Source organism: Cupriavidus sp. U2, assembly GCF_009663685.2.
Lineage (GTDB): Bacteria > Pseudomonadota > Gammaproteobacteria > Burkholderiales > Burkholderiaceae > Cupriavidus > Cupriavidus necator_C.
On the sequence record NZ_RCOG02000015.1, the window covers coordinates 1 to 16,055 of the forward strand.

Here is a 16,055-nt window from a genome sequence, read left to right on the forward strand (position 1 = left end):
CGAGAGGACCGGAGTGGACGTACCGCTGGTGTACCTGTTGTCTCGCCAGAGGCATCGCAGGGTAGCTATGTACGGAAGAGATAACCGCTGAAAGCATCTAAGCGGGAAACTCGCCTGAAGATGAGGATTCCCTGGAGGCTTGACCTCCTTGAAGGGTCGTTCGAGACCAGGACGTTGATAGGCTGGGTGTGGAAGCGCAGTAATGCRTTAAGCTAACCAGTACTAATTGCCCGTAAGGCTTGATCCTATAACCAGTGTGTTTGACCTGGTGGGACCCGAGTCCGCGTGTGCCACAGGCATACAACACAACCCCCTTACTACACCCCAGATTCGCTGCGCTGATGCATCTCAGCGCGGCAACCCCTCATGCCTGGTGACCATAGCGAGTTGGAACCACCCCTTCCCATCCCGAACAGGACCGTGAAACGACTTTGCGCCGATGATAGTGCGGACTACCCGTGTGAAAGTAGGTCATCGCCAGGCTCTTATACCCAGAACCCCCAAGCCCCAAAGCTTGGGGGTTTTGCTTTTGGGCGGGCGAAACGTGCGACCGAATACGACAACGCGAATCTCGTCGCTCTTGGCATCGGTGCAAACGCCTCGGTGCCCGCGTATGATCGGCGCTGACATGACCGCCGAAAAACTCTCCTCCGACGACACCGACGCTGCTGCCGATACCGACACGGATATCGAGGTCAGCACTGATACGGTCTGGTTTCTTTATCTGCTCGAATGCGAGGGCAATACGATTTATACCGGCGTGACGACTGACGTTAGCCGTCGATATGCCCAGCATATTGCCGGTATCGGCGCCAAATACACACGTGCTCGCAAGCCGCTGCGGCTGCTCGGCTGGATGGCGTTTCCGAATAAGTCCGAAGCCCTCAAGGCGGAAATCCGCACCAAGCGGATGACCCCGGCCCAAAAACGTGCGATGTGTGGCACGCTGCAGCAAACGGCCGCCGCTGTAACGGGGCCGGAGCCGGATTCCCCCGCTACCGTCGATTCGCCATAAAAAACGCCGGCCAATGGCCGGCGTGTTACTTTGCCGATCGGGCCTTGTCAGACCACGATCAGGTTCACGTCGATATTGCCGCGCGTGGCGTTGGAGTACGGGCACACCTGATGGGCGGCTTCCACCAGCTTCTGGGCGGCTTCCTTTTCCATGCCCGGCAGCGAGATCTTCAGTTCCACCTGAATACCAAAGCCCTGCGGAATCTGGCCGATGCCGACGGCGCCTTCGATCTTGGCATCAGGCGACACCGTAATCTTCTGCTGGCCGGCGACAAAGCGAATCGCACCGAGGAAGCAGGCCGAGTAACCCGCCGCGAACAGTTGCTCCGGATTCAGGCCGTTGCCAGCGCCGCCCATTTCCTTGGGCACTGCAAGCTTGACGTCCAGTTGGCCATCCGACGTCGTCGCGCGGCCGTCGCGGCCACCGGTTGCGGATGCGTGGGCGGTGTACAGGACTTTTTCCAGTTTCATTTGCACTCTCCTAGATTTGCCCGGGGGCGGGCAGCAGTTTCAAGATGCCGACCGAGTCGGCTGTCAATCTTCCGATCGCGCGTGTTCCAACGTCGACCGTAAGCCATGCAGTCGCGATGTCAGGGCCTGGATCTCTTCCACGGAACACTGCATCGCGCATAACAACCGTTCCGGGATGTCGGCTGCGGCACTTCGCAGGCCACGCCCGGCATCCGTCAAACTGACCAGCACTCGACGCTCGTCTTCGGCGTCGCGTCCGCGACGCACAAATCCCGCCGACTCGAGCCGCTTCAGCAGCGGCGTCAACGTGCCCGAATCGAGCGTCAGCCGACTGCCCAGTTCCGAAACGCTGACCTCGTCATGCTCCCACAGCACCAGCATCACTAGATACTGCGGATAAGTGAGTCCAAGCTCACCAAGAATCGGCTTGTAGAGCTTGGTCATGGCCAATGACGTCGAATACAGGGCAAAACAGAGCTGCTGGTCCAGTTGCAGCCAGTCACCTGTCTTGGAAGGGGTCGTCGTTTGCGTCGTCATGGCTATATCTTATACACAATTAAATTGTGTGCAAGATAAATTTTCTATCGGCCCTATGAAGGATAGGGGCGGGCCGTGACAGATCAAAGCGGATCAAAGGCGGATGCCGTACGACCTTTGTACAGTCGCCCCGGTGACAAGCCTTAAGTCTGGTTTAAGTGTGGGTGCATAGGATGGCCCTGTCGCGCCCACCCGGCGCTGTCCCTCATCCAGAAAGGAAAGCACCATGATTCGCCAGACTCTTGCCCGTTCCGCAGTCGGTGTTGCCGCGCTTGCTGCCCTGGCCGGCGGATACGCCTATCTCCAGAAAGACGCGATCACCCCCGGCTATGCAGCGCCGACCCCAGCCGTTGCCGCCGCCGCCGCCGTGGCCACCCCGACTGACTTCTCGGGCATCGTCGACCAGTTCGGTCCCGCTGTGGTCAATATCAGCGTGACGGCCCGCGCGCAGCGCACCTCGGCGCAAGTGCCGTCGGGCATGGACCCGGACGATCCGCTGTTCCAGTTCTTCAAGCGCTTCGGTCCGCAGTTCCAGGGGCCGCAGAGCCAGCAGCCGCAGCTTGTGAAAGGCCTGGGCTCGGGCTTTATCGTCAGTCCCGATGGCTTGATCCTGACCAATGCCCACGTGGTCGACAACGCCACGGAGGTCACCGTCAAGCTGACCGACCGCCGCGAGTTCAAGGCCAAGGTGCTGGGCAGCGATCCGCAGACCGATATCGCCGTGATCCGTATCGATGCCAAGGACCTGCCGACGGTACGACTCGGCGATCCGTCGAAGATTCGTGTCGGCGAACCCGTGCTGGCCATCGGCTCGCCCTATGGCTTCGAGAACACGGTGACGGCGGGCATCGTCAGCGCCAAGTCTCGTTCGCTGCCGGATGATACCTACGTGCCGTTCATCCAGACCGATGTGGCCGTGAATCCGGGCAACTCGGGCGGCCCGCTGTTCAACCAGCGTGGCGAGGTCATCGGCATCAATTCGCAGATCTACAGCCAGACCGGCGGCTATCAGGGCCTGTCGTTCGCGATTCCGATCGACGTGGCCAGGAAGGTCGAGCAGCAGCTTGTTGCCCACGGCAAGGTCACGCGCGGCCGCCTTGGCATCTCGGTGCAGGAAGTCAACCAGGCGCTGGCGCAGTCGTTCAAGTTGCCCAAGCCGGCCGGCGCATTGGTGAACTCGGTCGAGCCGGACAGCCCGGCCGCGCAGGCCGGCCTGAAGCCCGGCGACGTGATCGTGCAGCTTGGCAATGACGTGATCGACCACTCCGGCGATCTGCCCGAGCACGTGGCAGACCTGCAGCCCGGCACCAAGACCGATCTCAAGGTGATTCGCAAGGGCGAGCCGCTGACGCTGAGCGTGAAGATTGGCGCCGTGAAGGACAGCGCCGTGGCCCAGGGCAAGGGCGGTGGTGAAGTGGGTGGCCGTCTGGGCCTGGCCGTGCGGCCGTTGACGCCGGCCGAAAGGCGCGACAGCGGTATCGATGGCGGCCTCGTGGTCGAAGACGTGGCGGGGCCGGCCGCGCGTGTCGGCATCCAGCCCGGCGACGTCATCCTGTCGCTCAACGGCACGCCGATTTCCTCGGCCGAGCAACTGCGTTCGCTGGTGTCGAAATCGGGCAAGCAGGTGGCCCTGCTGGTGCAGCGCGACGACGCGCGGATCTTCATTCCGCTCGACCTCGGCTGACCTCTGGCGCAAGCGGTTTACGCTTCGCAAAACACGTATACGGCAGGTATACGACAGGTGTCCGGCGGGCGTATACGTATACGCGTATACGCCCGCAAACCCTTGCCAGAAGCGGAATTCTGGGCGACAAAACACCCCAAAGAGATGTTTGAACAGGTATGATCTCGACTGCGATGCATGAAGCGTGTGGTGACTCACGTCACCACTTCAGGTTCTTGCTGAATCGACAGAAGAAGGAAGTCTATGCAGTTGGATTTCAACCGCGCCCCCATCTCGCCCGGCACCGATCTGGCGAGGCGCCTGGCGCCAGTTGCCAGAAAGGCGACGGCACGTCGGCGCAAGAAGGAAGTCCCGCCCCACTGGGAGCGCGGCTACCGCTCCCACTACTACCGTAACGAACGTGGCGACAAGCTCGGCGAAGTCCGCTTGTCCGATCGCGGCGATCTGCCCGTGGTCTACCATTGGGCGGCCGGCAACTATTCCGGCGCCGAGGGCTCGCTCGCGCATGCACGCGCCCGTGTGGAAGAAACGGTTGGCTTCGGCATGCGCCAGCTGTCGTTGTTCTGAAGCTGGCGTTTCACAGCTTCCGCCGAACAGTCCGAGACTGAACCGCGTGCCTGACACAGGCATGCATGCTCTCCGCGATGGCATGACCGCCGCCATTGCCGCGCTGTCGCCAGCGTCCCGGTAGTACCTCCTCCGCATTGCATCTCATTGCATCTGCCAGGCTAGTCCAGCCGGCGTTGCACAAGCATGAAGACCGCAGCCACCAGCGCGATCGCGGCAATCAACCGATAGAGATCTTCGCAGGCAATCAGCCGCGCCTGTTGGTCGACGATCGCAGCCATTTGCGCCAGGGCGCCGGCATGCGCCTGCCCGGCATCGAACCCGCGCGCCGCCAGCAGGGACTGTGCCGTGTGCATCCAGCCGTCGGTTTCGGCCGGACGCTGGCCGATGGCATGTACCAGGCTCGTATGCACCGCGAACTGGCGGTTCTGCAGCAGCACCGCGCCCAGCGATGACGCAAACGAACTGGCAATCTGCCGCACCAGGTTCTTGCTGCGATAGCCGTGCGCAAAGTCATCGCCGCTCAGCGTGCGGAAGGTCAGCCCGGCAATCGGGATGATGACCATCACGCCGAACAGCCCCTTGGCGATGAGTCCGGGCACCAGGGCCGCCGGGGCGATGTCCGGTGGCATGAACGAGAAGAACGCCATCGCGGCCGCCATCAGCAGCAGGCCTGTCACCATCACCGGCTTCTTGTGCGCGAGCCGGCGCGCCACGCGCAGGTAGACCCAGATGCCCGCCAGGCTGATCAACGCAGCCAGTGTGTTGAGCCATCCGGTGGTGGCCAGCGGAAAGCGCAGGGCCTGCTCGGCATAGATCGGAAACACATAGCTGCTCAGGTTGCTGATCATGTAATAGACGAAATACATGGCCAGTCCCGTCATATACACGGGTTGCCGCAGCGCGCGCAGATGCAGCACCGGTGTGTGGTGATGCCACTGCTGCCAGAGGAACACACCGAGCAGGGCCAGCGCGACCGCCGCGGCCACGCCCACGCGCAGCGGATGCGAAAAGATGTCGAAGCGCGCTTCGGTCATCGACGCCTGCAACGCGACGACCGCCACGCCGAACAGCAGCAGCGGACCCAGCGCCGGACCTTCCTGATCGGCGCGGGGTTCGGCATCGGGCAGCAGCAGCCAAGTGCCCACGGCGGCCAGCGCCGCGAACGGCAGCACGCCGTAGAACACGTCCTGCCACACGCCGTGCTCCACCAGTTCGGCAGCAAACGCCGGCGCCATGGCCGATGCGCAAAAAATCCCGAGCATAAAGAAGCGTGACGCGCGTGGCCGGTCGGCGGGCGCGAACATCAGGTTCACCAGGATGCGGCAGCTTGTGAACAGCGCGCCGCCGCCCACGCCCTGCATGAAGCGGGCAACGACCATTTGCGGCAAGCCTGTGCTGGTGGCCGCCACGACCGTGCCGGACATGAACAGCAGCAGCGATCCGGTCAGGTAGTAGCGGTACCCAAAACGCTGCGCCAGCCATTGCTGCTTGAGAATCATCATCATGCTGCCGACCGCGTATGCGGCCTGCACCAGCGCGAAGCTGCGCGGGTCCGCGTCGATGCCGCCGACGATATGGCTCGACGCAAACACGAACATGATGTTTTCGAGGAACTCGACACCCGTGGTCAGGCCCAGCAGCATCATGAGCAACGTCTGCCGCTGCCGATGACTGAGCAGCCGCAGCCAGCGCATGCCGGCGCGCAAACGGTGCCACGCGCTTGCCTGCATCGTCACGGCTTGCCTGCTGCCAGCGCGGCCAGATGCTCGTGCAGCGTGCCCAGGTCGCGCGTGGCCGTGGCCAGGCCGTCCTGGCCCAGTGGCGCCCACGCCTGGCCATAGGCGGCATGCACGGCGGGCGCGGCGCGATCCAGCAGCGCGTGGGCGGCCGGCGTCAGCGTCAGTTCCAGGCTGCGCCGGTCGTGCTCCGACGTCTTGCGTTGTACCAGGCCCCGCGCCTGCAGGCCATCGATCAACCGCGTCATCTGCGTGCGCGTGGCGTCGATGGACATGCCCAGTTCCGATGGCATGGTCGGCTCGCCCGCGTCGATCGCCAGCATGCTGATCACCAGGTATTGGCTCAGGTCGAGTTCGAAGGGCGCCAGGGCGCGCTCGATGTGAAGCCGAAGCAACCTTGCGGAACGCAGCAGCAATCGCGAGGCCATGATGAGGTCGCGCGGGGCGTCGGGGTGCTCGGCGCAGAACCGGTCGATGCGGCGTTCAAACGACATATCAGTTTCATCTGTAATAGTTACGTATGAAACTATATGCGTGGATCTGTGACCCCGCAAGGTTCTCCGGCTGGACGGTGTGGACGGCCAGCCGGACGATCCGGCGTTTAAAGGATCTGCGGTATCCGGGCCACTCAGCCGCGTCCCAGGCTTCGTCCCAGTTCGCGCAACGCCTTGCGCAGTCGGGCGACGATGTTGGCCTGCGTCGTCGCATCGGGCACGCCGTAGCGCCAGGCCACATAAATGTCAGTGAACGCTCGCACTGAGGATGCAGCGTGTGGCAGTGCGGTTTCGGCCCGTGTCGCGAAGGCGTGGGGCCCTTCCGCCATGCCGCGCGCAATGCCCTGGCGCGCCAGCACGGCGCAGTACCGGTCGTACAGCGCCTGGACAGGGTCCACACGACGGCGGCGCAGCCACATCGGTGCCAGCGCGGCCAGGCTCAATAGGCCGATGCCGATGGCCAGCAACTGTGGCAGCCGGTCGCCCAGACCGGCCTGTTCCAGCAGGCGGTATTGCTGGCCGCGATCGTATTCGAGCACCCAGCGTTGCCATTTGTAGGTCAGCCCGTCGAGGCCCCAGCGCAGCTCGCGCAGCCAGCCCGGCGCGCGGAGGTCGCGCAGCGCCCCGAGGTCCTCGCTTGCCAGCGCCGCATCGACGCCACTTTCCACGCGGCTCGGTGCCACGGCGCTGGTGGGGTCCACCCGCACCCAGCCGCGTCCGGCCAGCCAGACCTCGGCCCAGGCATGGGCATCCGACTGGCGGATGACATAGTGATTGCCCAGCGGGTTGTACTCGCCGCCCTGGTAGCCGATCACCACGCGCGCGGGCACGCCGGCGGCGCGCATCAGGAAGACGAAGCTGCTGGCGTAGTGTTCGCAGAAGCCGCGCCGTGTATCGAACAGGAAGCTGTCGACCTGCGCCTTGCCCAGCGGCGGCGGCGACAGCGTGTACGCGAATGGCGCCTCGGCGAACAGCCGCATGGCGGCCTGCACGCGCTGCCATGGGTCGGCGTAGCGCGCCATCCAGCCGGCGGCCAGCGCGCGGCTGCGGGGGTTGCCTTCGGGCAGCGCCAGCGACATTTGCAGCGCGCGGCGGGTCAGCGGCTGCGGCACCCCCTGCAGCCATGACCGCGCGCGATAGCGCAGGGGCCGGTCCACCGGGCTGCGGGCAAAGAACTCACCGTCCGCCGAGTGCCAGGCGGCCAGGCTGTCCGACACCGCCACGCCACGGTCCAGCAGATAGAGCCAGGTCTTCTGCGTGGCCTCCAGCGTCACGTTGTACTCGCGCGGACTCGCACCGCCCGGCCCGGCTGCGACGTGGTCAGCGCCATCCCCCTCGTTGCGCAAGCCCGCAGCCTGTCGCGTCGGCGGTTCATCGTCGGGCCGCCACGCCGCGCCGTCGTAGTTCCACAGCACCCGGGCGCGCCAGTACAAGGCACTGACGGGCAGCGCATCGCCGTCGATATCGGCGCGGAAGGCCACCTCGGGCGAGCGGATCAGTTGGCCGATGCTACCGGGGCGCATCGTGTCGCTCATGCCCGTGCGCCCGACTGGCTCGGATTGCGGCAGGCGCCAGAGCGGATGATCGAGCCGCGGAAACAGCACGAACAGGAACAGCGCCCAGGGCAGACCGAACAGCGCCATGCGGCCCAGCAGCGGCCAGATGGCCAGGCGCCCACGCGCTTCGGGATGATGGAACAGCAGCCAGTTGCGCAGGATCCACGCGCCGATGGCCATGCTGTAGAGCGCCAGCCAGAACGGCTGGTCTTCCAGGTACAGCGTCAGCAGCAGATAGAACGACAGCTGGGTGACCAGCGTGGCATCGGCCAGCGCCCGCGTTTCCAGCAGCTTGAGGATCACGAACGCGGCCAGCAAGGCCACGCACAGTTCGCGCCCGAGGCCGCCCCCGCCGCGCCAGACCAGCGCCCCGGCAATCAGCAGCACCAGCATCGCCGTTGTGCCGACGATCAGCTTCGACGGCAGCGGGGCCCGCTGGCGCCACAGCAGCCAGCGCCATGCCAGCAGCAATACCAGCAGCACGCTGACGGACACGGGCAGCGAACGGGGCTGCGGCGCCAGCACCAGCGCCAGCTGGCCGATCAGCATGCCGTGTTCCTGATGGCCGAGCGCGCGGGGGGGAAGCGATGCCTTCATGGCGCACGCCGCTCCGGCCAGACGGCCAGCGCCTCCAGGCAGGCGCGGCGATGGGTCGCGCCGTGACCCGGCGGAATTTCCACGCCCGGCAGCCGCAGGCCGATGTCGAACTGATCACCGGCGGCCAGCAACCATGCACACAGCCGCGACAGCCTGGCCTCGGCGTCCATCGTCGTCGGCAAGGCATTCCAGTCGATCCAGCATCCCGGCAGGCGCGGCACGTGGCCCGCGCGGCTCAGCCAGCGGCCGGTGCGTGCGCTGTGCTTCCAGGCGATGCGATGCAGCGGGTCGCCCGGACGATACCTGCGCAGCTGGTCGATGCCGTCTTCGGACACCGCGCCGATGTCGCCGTCGTCGCCGTCCTGGTCGGGGTGAGCCACGACCGGCAGCGGCGGCGCGTGTCGCTCGGGCGCGGGATAGACGCACGTGGTGACCGGGAAATCGGCGTAGCTCCAGACGCGGAACAGCCCGAACGGAAAACGGCTCGACACCGTGACGCGCGGCAACGCCAGCCGGCCGCGCCGCGGCGCAGCCATGCGCACCGCCAGCACGCCCTGGCCCAGTCCATCCAGCGTCAGTGCCGGCGCAGCCTCGGGCGCACCACCGGACGACGCAACGGCTTCGATGCCGATGCGCGCGCCGCTGTCGTGGTTGGCGACGTTGAGCGCGAACACCGCCACGTCGCCCGCAAACGGCGCCGACACGGGCCCCGCCGAGATTTCCAGATCGAGCAGGTTGCGATAGGCCATCCACATGCACGACATGCCGATGCCAACCAGCAGGAATGTCAGGGCGAAGCCCAGACTGATGTTGTAGTTCAGCGATGTGACCAGCATGGCCAGCAGCAGCATGGCAAAGCCCAGCCCGCTGCGGGTGGGCAGGATATAGAGATGGCGCCGGTCCAGCGTGACCACGCCATTGACGGGCTTGCGCGGACGGCGGGGGCGCGGCGTCGCCACACCTGCCTGCGCGGAGCGGTGGGGTGCGGATGCCTGGGGCGCCTTCACGGACGCCGATGGGGCACGTGGCATGGTGGGGTGCGTGACGCGGAAAACGTCGCGCTTCAGGGAATCGCCACGCCAGCCATCAGGCGATCCAGCGCGGTGGCCGCCTGCCCCGCCGGCAACAGCCGATGCGCGGCCACGGCGGCGAACACCGCCTGCACGTCCTCGGGTACCACCATGTCGCGCTGGTCGAGCAATGCCCAGGCGCGCGCGCAGGCCAGCAGCGCCAGGCCAGCGCGCGGCGACAGCCCGGCCACGAAGCCGGCGTCCGCACGTGTGGCCTGCACCAGCGCAAGCACGTAATCCACCAGCGCCGGGCTGGCGTACACGCTGCTGGCCGCGGCCTGCAGTGCCAGCACCTGGTCGGCATCCATGACGGCCGAGGCCTCCTGCGCGGCGGTGCCGCCCAGATAGAGCACGCGCTCGAAGGCGGGGTCCGGGTAGCCCAGCGAGATGCGCATGGTGAAGCGGTCCAGCTGCGATTCGGGCAGCGCATGCGTGCCGATCTGCTCCAGCGGATTTTGTGTGGCGATCACGAAGAACGGCGCCGGCAGCGCGTGCGTGACGCCGTCGTGCGTCACCTGGCGTTCGGCCATGGCTTCGAGCAATGCACTCTGCGTCTTCGGCGGGGCGCGGTTGATCTCGTCGGCCAGCACCAGCTGCGCAAACACCGGGCCACGATGGAACCGGAAATTTCCGGTGTCGCGCATATAGACGGAGACGCCCACCAGATCGGCCGGCAGCAGGTCGCTGGTGAACTGCACGCGCTGATACTGCAGGCCCAGGGTTTGCGCCAGCGCATGCGCGAGCGTGGTCTTGCCCACGCCCGGCACGTCTTCGAGCAGCAGGTGGCCGCCGGCCAGCATGCATGCCAGCGCCAGCCGCACCTGGCGCGGCTTGCCCAGCACGATGCGGCCAAGCTGGTCCTGGGCCTCGGCCAGCGAGGCGGTAATCCTGGGTCTGGCTGTCACGTTAGGCGGCCTCGATGGCGGGTTGGCGATGACGTTGCGATGCGCGCCGGGTGCGGCAGGGTCCGGCAAGGTCAGGCCATTGTAGCGGCGTGGAGGTCGCATCGGACAGTGGGTTTCCGCACGGTTGTACGCGACAGACAGTCCGGGAATGCACCGGAATCGGGCGCCGCGCCGCGCCGGATCTCGCGCGTTCTGGCATCATCGAACTGTTGGCACCCTGCCACTTTTCAGAATCGTCCTAGCCGCTGCAATGACTGCTTCGCCACCGCGCGTGTCTGGCGCGCCTGCCTCACTCGATTTCGACTCTTCAGCGCCGCTGGCCGACCAGGCGGCGCTGGCCAGCCTGGCCCGCGAATTCCATGCGGGCGGCTATATCGTGCTGCGCAACTTTGCCAGCGAGGCCACGTGCGCGGCGTTGGAGGCCGTGACCCGCGAGCATCTGGCGGCGGCCGTGCCGCCGGTGGAGTTCGAGGCCGACCTGGGCTACCCCGGAGCACCAGCCACGCGCCAGGCAGCCGGCGGCCACACGGTGCGGCGCCTGCGCCAGGCGTATGGCCGCGACGAGGTCTTCCGCCGCTGGGCCAGCCATCCGCAACTGGTGGCCACCGTCGAGGCGCTGCTGGGCGAACCCGCCCGCCTGACGCTGGCCCACCACAACTGCGTGATGACCAAGCACCCGCACTATGGCAGCCAGACCGGCTGGCACCGGGACACGCGCTACTGGTCGTTCATGAAGCCCGATCTGGTCACCGTGTGGCTGGCGCTCGGTGACGAAGACGAGCGCAACGGCGTGCTGCGCGTGATTCCGGGTTCGCATCGCGCAAAGCTTGATCCGGCCCAGCTGGACCCGGCCGAATTTCTGGTCGAGGCGCATCCGGCCAGCCAGATGCTGCTGAAGGGGGCGATGCCGCTGGCCTTGCATCGCGGCGACGTGCTGATGTTTGACAGCCGGCTGTTCCATGCGGCAGGCCGCAACGATTCCGAGGCCGTGAAGCTGTCGGTGGCGTTCGCCTATTTCGGCGCCAGCAATCGCCCGGTCACCGGCTCGCGCTCGGCAGAGTTCGGCAGCGTGGAGATGCCCCCGGCCGCGCTTTGACACCGCTGGCCGCCAAGCAAAAAAAAGCCGCCCGGATTGGGCGGCTTCTTGTTTGGTCACGCGCCGGGTTCACACGGCCTTGTGACGCGAGGCGTTGCCGCGAAACAGTGCCAGCAGGTCGGCCAGGCGCAACGGCAGCAGCGGCGAGGCATGGCGGACGGCGTCACGGCGTGCGAAGTGGCTCAGAAGCTGCTCGCCCACCGGACGGTCGAGGTACGAAGCATCCGGGTAGTTCATGGTCAATCCCTATTGCGGTCAAGAAACGCCTACAGTATACACTCGGATGGTGCGCTGCGCCATTTCGTGGTGCGCAACAAGGGATTGCCTGAGTCGAAGTGGTGCGTAGAAAGCGGGGCAAGATGTGTTCCCGCAGCGCGCTGCGGGAACGGCTGCCGGTGCGTATCGCTATCAGGCAGGCGGGTGTGCGTTGGCTGCCGCTTCGGCGCCGTTGATCGATTCCACGGCCTTGGCCGCGCTGTAGACGTGCCGCGTGGCCAGCAGCGATGCAAGGTCGGCGTCGCCGGCAATCACGGCCTGCAGGATCTGCGCGTGCTCGTCCCAGTTCAAGCGGGCGCGGCTCAGGTTTGCCGGGGCGAACAGCAGCGCGGTGCGTTCGCGCAGCGACCGCATCATGTCCTGCAGCACGCTGTTCGCCGCGATATTGCCCAGTACCTCGTGGAAACGCGAGTTCAGTTCGACGAATCGCTCGGTCTGGCCGCTGTTGACGGCATCGTTGCCTTCCTCAAGGACCTTTTCGAGTTCCGCGATCAGTGCCGGGTCGCGGCGCTGGGCTGCCAGCTTCGCGTTCAGCCCTTCCAGCGTGGCTCGCACTTCCACCATTTCACGCGCGATATTGGGCGACAGGCGCGCCACCGATGCACCGCGCCGCGGCTCGATGCGCACCAGCCCTTCGGCCGCCAGCGCGCGCAACGCTTCGCGCACCGGGATGCGCGATACGCCCAGTTCCAGGGACAGCGTGTTTTCCACCAGACGTTCGCCCTGTTCGTACTGGCCACCCAGGATGCGTTGCCGCAGGGTGTCCGTGACCAGCGCGAACAGGGGGGAATGCTGGGCGCCCAGGCTTGCGGCCGGGGTGTCCGGACCCGGCTTCAGGGCAGCGGTGGCGTCGTTCATGATCGGGATCGGCCGTCGGATATCGGTGATGGGCCGCGGTCGAAGGGCCGCGGCGTGAATGCCGCTATTGTATACCGTCACCTCCTCATTGAAGACATAGGGTAGACATCTACCGGCATTCCGCCGGTGCGGCGTCCGGCCTCCCTCGGCCCTTTCAGCCTGCCTGGCGCCTCAGCCTCCCGCGTGCTGGAACGTGAAGCCGTCCGAATAGATGAACGGCGCCTGCGCCCCCAGCACCATGAACGTCTGCTTGGCGTCGTGGATCATGTTCGGCGATCCGCACAGATAGATGGCGTGCTCGGACAGGTCGCCCAGGTCGGCGGCCACGGCCTCGTGGACATAGCCCCGGCGGCCTTGCCAGCTGTCGTCGGCGCGCGACAGCACCGGGACGTACTGGAAGTCATAGAGCCGTTCGCCCCAGGTGGCGATCTCGTCGTGCAAGTACAGGTCCGCCGCCGAGCGCATGCCCCAGTAGAGCCACACCGGCGGGCAGTCGGGATCGTCCATCAGCGATTCGAGCATGCTCTTGATGGGCGCCAGACCGGTGCCCGTGGCCACCATCAGCAGCGGCCGGTAGTCTTCCTTGCGCAAGCTGAAATTGCCATGCGGCAATTCCACTTCGAGCCGGTCGCCCGCGCGCAACTGCGGCAGCTGCGTGGACGTGAAGCGGCCGCCGGCGATCTGCCGGACGTGGAAGTCCACGGTATTGCCAGCCGGTGCCGATGCCATGGAGAAACTACGATGCGTGCCATCGTCCATCAGCACCTTCAGGTATTGGCCGGGCTCGTAGACGAAGGGCTCGTCGCCGGGCAGCGCCAGGCGCAGATGCATGACGTCGGGGCCGAGCGGCGCCACCGACAGCACGGTGGCCGTGGCGCGCCGGGCCGGCACCTGCGGGCCGGCCGCGCGTGCGGTGCTGATGACCAGGTCGCCGTCGGGCCGCGCCTGGCATGCCAGCGCAAACCCGTCGGCGTGCTCTTCCTCGGTCAGCCCCATCGGGAAATCCTCGTACGAGACCGATCCCTGCACCACGCGCATGCGGCACGTGCCGCAGCCGCCAAACGTGCATTCGTGCGCCAGTTCCACGCCGCAGCGCAGGGCGGCGTCGAGCACCGATTCACCGGGCGCCACCATGAACACCTGTTGCGTTTCCGCAATCTCCACCCGATGGGACATGACGATTCCCCCTTGCTTACTTCTTGATATCGGCCTGCGCCAGCACGGTCAGGTCTTCGGCCGCCAGCAGGTCGCGCAGGGCTTCCAGCGCGGCGACGCCACATGCGGTGTCCTGTTCGCCGTTGCCGCCCGACAGGCCAACGCCGCCGATCACTTCGCCATTGACCACGATCGGGTAGCCGCCCACGAACACGGCGAACTTGCCCTCGAAGCTCCACTGGATGCCGAATGCCTCGTTGCCGGGCAGCGCCGGGCCGTTCGGCGCGGTGTTGAACAGGTGCGTGGACCGCTTGTGGCCGGCCGCGGTGAACGCCTTGTTCCACGCAATCTGCGGCCCCGTGATGCGCGCGCCGTCCATGCGTTCGAGCAGCAGCGGGTAGCCGCCGTCGTCGACGATGCAGACCGATTCCAGCACGCCGATTTCCTCGGCCTTGCGCACGGCGGCGGCCACCATGTGGCGCGCTTCTCTCAGTTCCAGCTTGATGGCTTTCTTCATGGCTGTTTCCTTAATTTGTGTCGGACGGCCTGGCTTCAGACGCCCTGGTAGACCGTTTTGATCTGCGTGTAGAACTCCAGCCCGGCGCGGCCCGATTCGCGGAACGTCGATGTGCTGGACCGCTTCAGCCCGCCAAACGGCGCGTTGATCAGGTTGCCCGTGGTGGTGCGGTTGATCTTCACGGTGCCCGATTCGATGTCGCGGGCAAAGTCGTGCATGTAGCGCGGATTGCGCGTGGCGATGGCGGCGGAAAGCCCGTACTCGGTGTCGTTGGCCTTAGCAATGGCGTCGGCGTAGCTGTCCACTTCGATGATGGCCAGCACCGGGCCGAAGATTTCCTCGCGGGCAATGCGCATCGATTGCGTGACGTCGGTGAACACGGCCGGCGCCACGTAGAAGCCATTGGCGAAATCGCCATCGGTCAGTTGCTGGCCGCCACACAGCAGCGTGGCTTCCTGCTTGCCGGCCTCGATATAGCCCAGCACGGTCTGCAACTGATTGCGCGTGGCCAGCGGCCCCAGGTCCATGCCCGGGGTCATGCCGCTGCCGATCTTGAGCGTCTTGACCTTGGCCACGAGCTTGTCGGTGAAGGCCTGCCTGACCTCGCGCATCACCAGGATGCGGCTGGTGCCGGTGCACGCCTGGCCCGACAGCGACAGCCCGCCCTTGACGGCCAGGTCCACCGCGCGGTCGAGATCGGCGTCTTCCATCACGATCAGCGGATTCTTGCCGCCCAGTTCCATCTGCGTGCGCGTGGTCATCGGCACGGACTTGTGGATCTGTTCGCCGGCCTGCGTCGATCCGGTGAACGACACCGCCCGCACCGCGCGCGATTCGACGATGGTCGGGCCCACCTCGCCGGCGCTGCCGGTCAGGAAGTTGAGCACGCCCTTCGGGATGCCGGCCTTGACGAAGGCCTCGGCCAGGCGATAGCCGGACAGCGGCGCATCGGAGGACGGCTTGAACACCACGGTGTTGCCGGTGATCAGCGCGGGTGCGATCTTGCGCGCCGGGATCGACACGGGGAAGTTCCACGGCGAGATCACGGTGACCACACCCAGCGGCTCGCGCAGGCTGTACACGAGCATGTCCGGGTCGTCGTTCGGATAGCTTTCGCCGCTGAAGGTCTGGCCTTCCACCGCGTAGAAGCGCAGGGTTTGCGCCGAACGCATGATCTCGTCGCGCGCCAGGTTCAGCGATTTGCCTTCCTCGCGCGTCAGTTCGGCGGCGATGGCGTCGGCGTTGGCTTCCAGGTGGGCGGCCGCGTCGTTGAGAATCTTCGCGCGCTTGCCGATCGGCGTTTTCTTCCAGCTGTCGAAGGCGGCGGCTGCGGCGGACACGGCGGCGGCGGCATCGCGCGCGTCGGACGCCGCGTGGCGGCTGACGATGTCGCGCGTGTCGGCGGGATTGATGTTGTCGAGCGTGCGGCCGCTGGCGCTATCGCACCATTCGCCGTCGATGTAGTTGCGGTACGTCTCGGTCATCTTGCGGGGCCTTGTTCGGGTTCGGAGAGACGCCG

The 16,055-nt window shown here is 66.1% G+C and carries 16 protein-coding genes and 2 rRNA genes; 6 read left to right on the forward strand and 12 right to left on the reverse strand.

Going from position 1 to position 16,055, the window contains the following annotated elements:
* From D9X30_RS13850 to D9X30_RS13860, 3 genes are all read left to right on the forward strand, one after another.
* Positions 1-247: ribosomal RNA gene (locus D9X30_RS13850) — 23S ribosomal RNA — on the forward strand; the annotation flags it as partial.
* 122 nt (positions 248-369) lie between these two features.
* Positions 370-483 (forward strand): 5S ribosomal RNA (gene rrf / locus D9X30_RS13855).
* A gap of 205 nt (positions 484-688) precedes the next feature.
* Positions 689-1,015 (forward strand): GIY-YIG nuclease family protein, encoded by a 327-nt coding sequence (locus D9X30_RS13860; protein WP_502799636.1) that lies wholly within the window; start codon positions 689-691, stop codon positions 1,013-1,015.
* Between the two features lie 47 nt (positions 1,016-1,062).
* Here the strand turns inward: D9X30_RS13860 and D9X30_RS13865 are convergent, their stop codons facing one another.
* Positions 1,063-1,485 carry an organic hydroperoxide resistance protein gene (locus D9X30_RS13865; RefSeq protein WP_029051733.1) on the reverse strand — a complete coding sequence of 141 codons (423 nt, stop codon included), beginning with the start codon at positions 1,483-1,485 and terminating at the stop codon, positions 1,063-1,065.
* A gap of 63 nt (positions 1,486-1,548) precedes the next feature.
* Positions 1,549-2,022, reverse strand: coding sequence for a MarR family winged helix-turn-helix transcriptional regulator (locus D9X30_RS13870; RefSeq protein ID WP_153949848.1), 474 nt, complete (start codon positions 2,020-2,022; stop codon positions 1,549-1,551).
* A 226-nt stretch (positions 2,023-2,248) separates the two neighbouring features.
* On the opposite strand from D9X30_RS13870, the gene D9X30_RS13875 reads away from it, so the two are divergent.
* Positions 2,249-3,706: a DegQ family serine endoprotease gene (locus tag D9X30_RS13875; RefSeq protein WP_153949847.1), complete on the forward strand. Its 1,458-nt coding sequence runs from the start codon at positions 2,249-2,251 to the stop codon at positions 3,704-3,706.
* Between the two features lie 243 nt (positions 3,707-3,949).
* Positions 3,950-4,273, forward strand: a complete 324-nt coding sequence (locus D9X30_RS13880; protein WP_153949846.1) for a hypothetical protein — start codon at positions 3,950-3,952, stop codon at positions 4,271-4,273.
* 161 nt (positions 4,274-4,434) lie between these two features.
* On the opposite strand, the gene D9X30_RS13885 is transcribed toward D9X30_RS13880, so the two are convergent.
* From D9X30_RS13885 to D9X30_RS13905, 5 genes are all read right to left on the reverse strand, one after another.
* On the reverse strand, positions 4,435-6,006 hold the full coding sequence (locus D9X30_RS13885; protein ID WP_153949860.1) for an MFS transporter: 1,572 nt from the start codon (positions 6,004-6,006) through the stop codon (positions 4,435-4,437).
* 2 nt (positions 6,007-6,008) lie between these two features.
* On the reverse strand, positions 6,009-6,506 hold the full coding sequence (locus tag D9X30_RS13890; RefSeq protein ID WP_153949845.1) for a MarR family winged helix-turn-helix transcriptional regulator: 498 nt from the start codon (positions 6,504-6,506) through the stop codon (positions 6,009-6,011).
* 134 nt (positions 6,507-6,640) lie between these two features.
* Positions 6,641-8,659 carry a transglutaminase TgpA family protein gene (locus D9X30_RS13895; protein ID WP_153949844.1) on the reverse strand — a complete coding sequence of 673 codons (2,019 nt, stop codon included), beginning with the start codon at positions 8,657-8,659 and terminating at the stop codon, positions 6,641-6,643.
* Positions 8,656-9,690, reverse strand: coding sequence for a DUF58 domain-containing protein (locus D9X30_RS13900; RefSeq protein WP_153949843.1), 1,035 nt, complete (start codon positions 9,688-9,690; stop codon positions 8,656-8,658). The genes D9X30_RS13895 and D9X30_RS13900 overlap by 4 nt, the downstream gene beginning before the upstream one ends.
* 32 nt (positions 9,691-9,722) lie before the next feature.
* On the reverse strand, positions 9,723-10,634 hold the full coding sequence (locus D9X30_RS13905) for an AAA family ATPase (protein WP_249640959.1): 912 nt from the start codon (positions 10,632-10,634) through the stop codon (positions 9,723-9,725).
* Between the two features lie 250 nt (positions 10,635-10,884).
* On the opposite strand from D9X30_RS13905, the gene D9X30_RS13910 reads away from it, so the two are divergent.
* Positions 10,885-11,730, forward strand: a complete 846-nt coding sequence (locus tag D9X30_RS13910; RefSeq protein ID WP_153949841.1) for a phytanoyl-CoA dioxygenase family protein — start codon at positions 10,885-10,887, stop codon at positions 11,728-11,730.
* Between the two features lie 69 nt (positions 11,731-11,799).
* On the opposite strand, the gene D9X30_RS13915 is transcribed toward D9X30_RS13910, so the two are convergent.
* The 5 genes from D9X30_RS13915 to D9X30_RS13935 form a co-directional block, all read right to left on the reverse strand.
* Positions 11,800-11,967 (reverse strand): hypothetical protein, encoded by a 168-nt coding sequence (locus D9X30_RS13915; RefSeq protein ID WP_194946594.1) that lies wholly within the window; start codon positions 11,965-11,967, stop codon positions 11,800-11,802.
* A gap of 171 nt (positions 11,968-12,138) precedes the next feature.
* Positions 12,139-12,864, reverse strand: a complete 726-nt coding sequence (locus D9X30_RS13920; RefSeq protein WP_153949840.1) for a GntR family transcriptional regulator — start codon at positions 12,862-12,864, stop codon at positions 12,139-12,141.
* Positions 12,865-13,035: 171 nt separating this feature from the next.
* Positions 13,036-14,040 carry a 2Fe-2S iron-sulfur cluster-binding protein gene (locus D9X30_RS13925; protein ID WP_153949839.1) on the reverse strand — a complete coding sequence of 335 codons (1,005 nt, stop codon included), beginning with the start codon at positions 14,038-14,040 and terminating at the stop codon, positions 13,036-13,038.
* A 16-nt stretch (positions 14,041-14,056) separates the two neighbouring features.
* Positions 14,057-14,536 (reverse strand): GlcG/HbpS family heme-binding protein, encoded by a 480-nt coding sequence (locus D9X30_RS13930; protein WP_153949838.1) that lies wholly within the window; start codon positions 14,534-14,536, stop codon positions 14,057-14,059.
* A gap of 35 nt (positions 14,537-14,571) precedes the next feature.
* Positions 14,572-16,020, reverse strand: a complete 1,449-nt coding sequence (locus tag D9X30_RS13935; protein ID WP_153949837.1) for an aldehyde dehydrogenase family protein — start codon at positions 16,018-16,020, stop codon at positions 14,572-14,574.
* Between the last annotated feature and the right edge of the window lie 35 nt (positions 16,021-16,055).

Bases quoted from the DNA above. Each gene is read 5' to 3' on its own strand.
- D9X30_RS13865 (WP_029051733.1), bottom strand. From the start codon at position 1,485: ATGAAACTGGAAAAAGTCCTGTACACCGCCCACGCATCCGCAACCGGT.
- D9X30_RS13870 (WP_153949848.1), bottom strand. From the start codon at position 2,022: ATGACGACGCAAACGACGACCCCTTCCAAGACAGGTGACTGGCTGCAA.
- D9X30_RS13875 (WP_153949847.1), top strand. From the start codon at position 2,249: ATGATTCGCCAGACTCTTGCCCGTTCCGCAGTCGGTGTTGCCGCGCTT.
- D9X30_RS13880 (WP_153949846.1), top strand. From the start codon at position 3,950: ATGCAGTTGGATTTCAACCGCGCCCCCATCTCGCCCGGCACCGATCTG.
- D9X30_RS13885 (WP_153949860.1), bottom strand. From the start codon at position 6,006: ATGCAGGCAAGCGCGTGGCACCGTTTGCGCGCCGGCATGCGCTGGCTG.
- D9X30_RS13890 (WP_153949845.1), bottom strand. From the start codon at position 6,506: ATGTCGTTTGAACGCCGCATCGACCGGTTCTGCGCCGAGCACCCCGAC.
- D9X30_RS13895 (WP_153949844.1), bottom strand. From the start codon at position 8,659: ATGAAGGCATCGCTTCCCCCCCGCGCGCTCGGCCATCAGGAACACGGC.
- D9X30_RS13900 (WP_153949843.1), bottom strand. From the start codon at position 9,690: ATGCCACGTGCCCCATCGGCGTCCGTGAAGGCGCCCCAGGCATCCGCA.
- D9X30_RS13910 (WP_153949841.1), top strand. From the start codon at position 10,885: ATGACTGCTTCGCCACCGCGCGTGTCTGGCGCGCCTGCCTCACTCGAT.
- D9X30_RS13915 (WP_194946594.1), bottom strand. From the start codon at position 11,967: ATGAACTACCCGGATGCTTCGTACCTCGACCGTCCGGTGGGCGAGCAG.
- D9X30_RS13920 (WP_153949840.1), bottom strand. From the start codon at position 12,864: ATGAACGACGCCACCGCTGCCCTGAAGCCGGGTCCGGACACCCCGGCC.
- D9X30_RS13925 (WP_153949839.1), bottom strand. From the start codon at position 14,040: ATGTCCCATCGGGTGGAGATTGCGGAAACGCAACAGGTGTTCATGGTG.
- D9X30_RS13930 (WP_153949838.1), bottom strand. From the start codon at position 14,536: ATGAAGAAAGCCATCAAGCTGGAACTGAGAGAAGCGCGCCACATGGTG.
- D9X30_RS13935 (WP_153949837.1), bottom strand. From the start codon at position 16,020: ATGACCGAGACGTACCGCAACTACATCGACGGCGAATGGTGCGATAGC.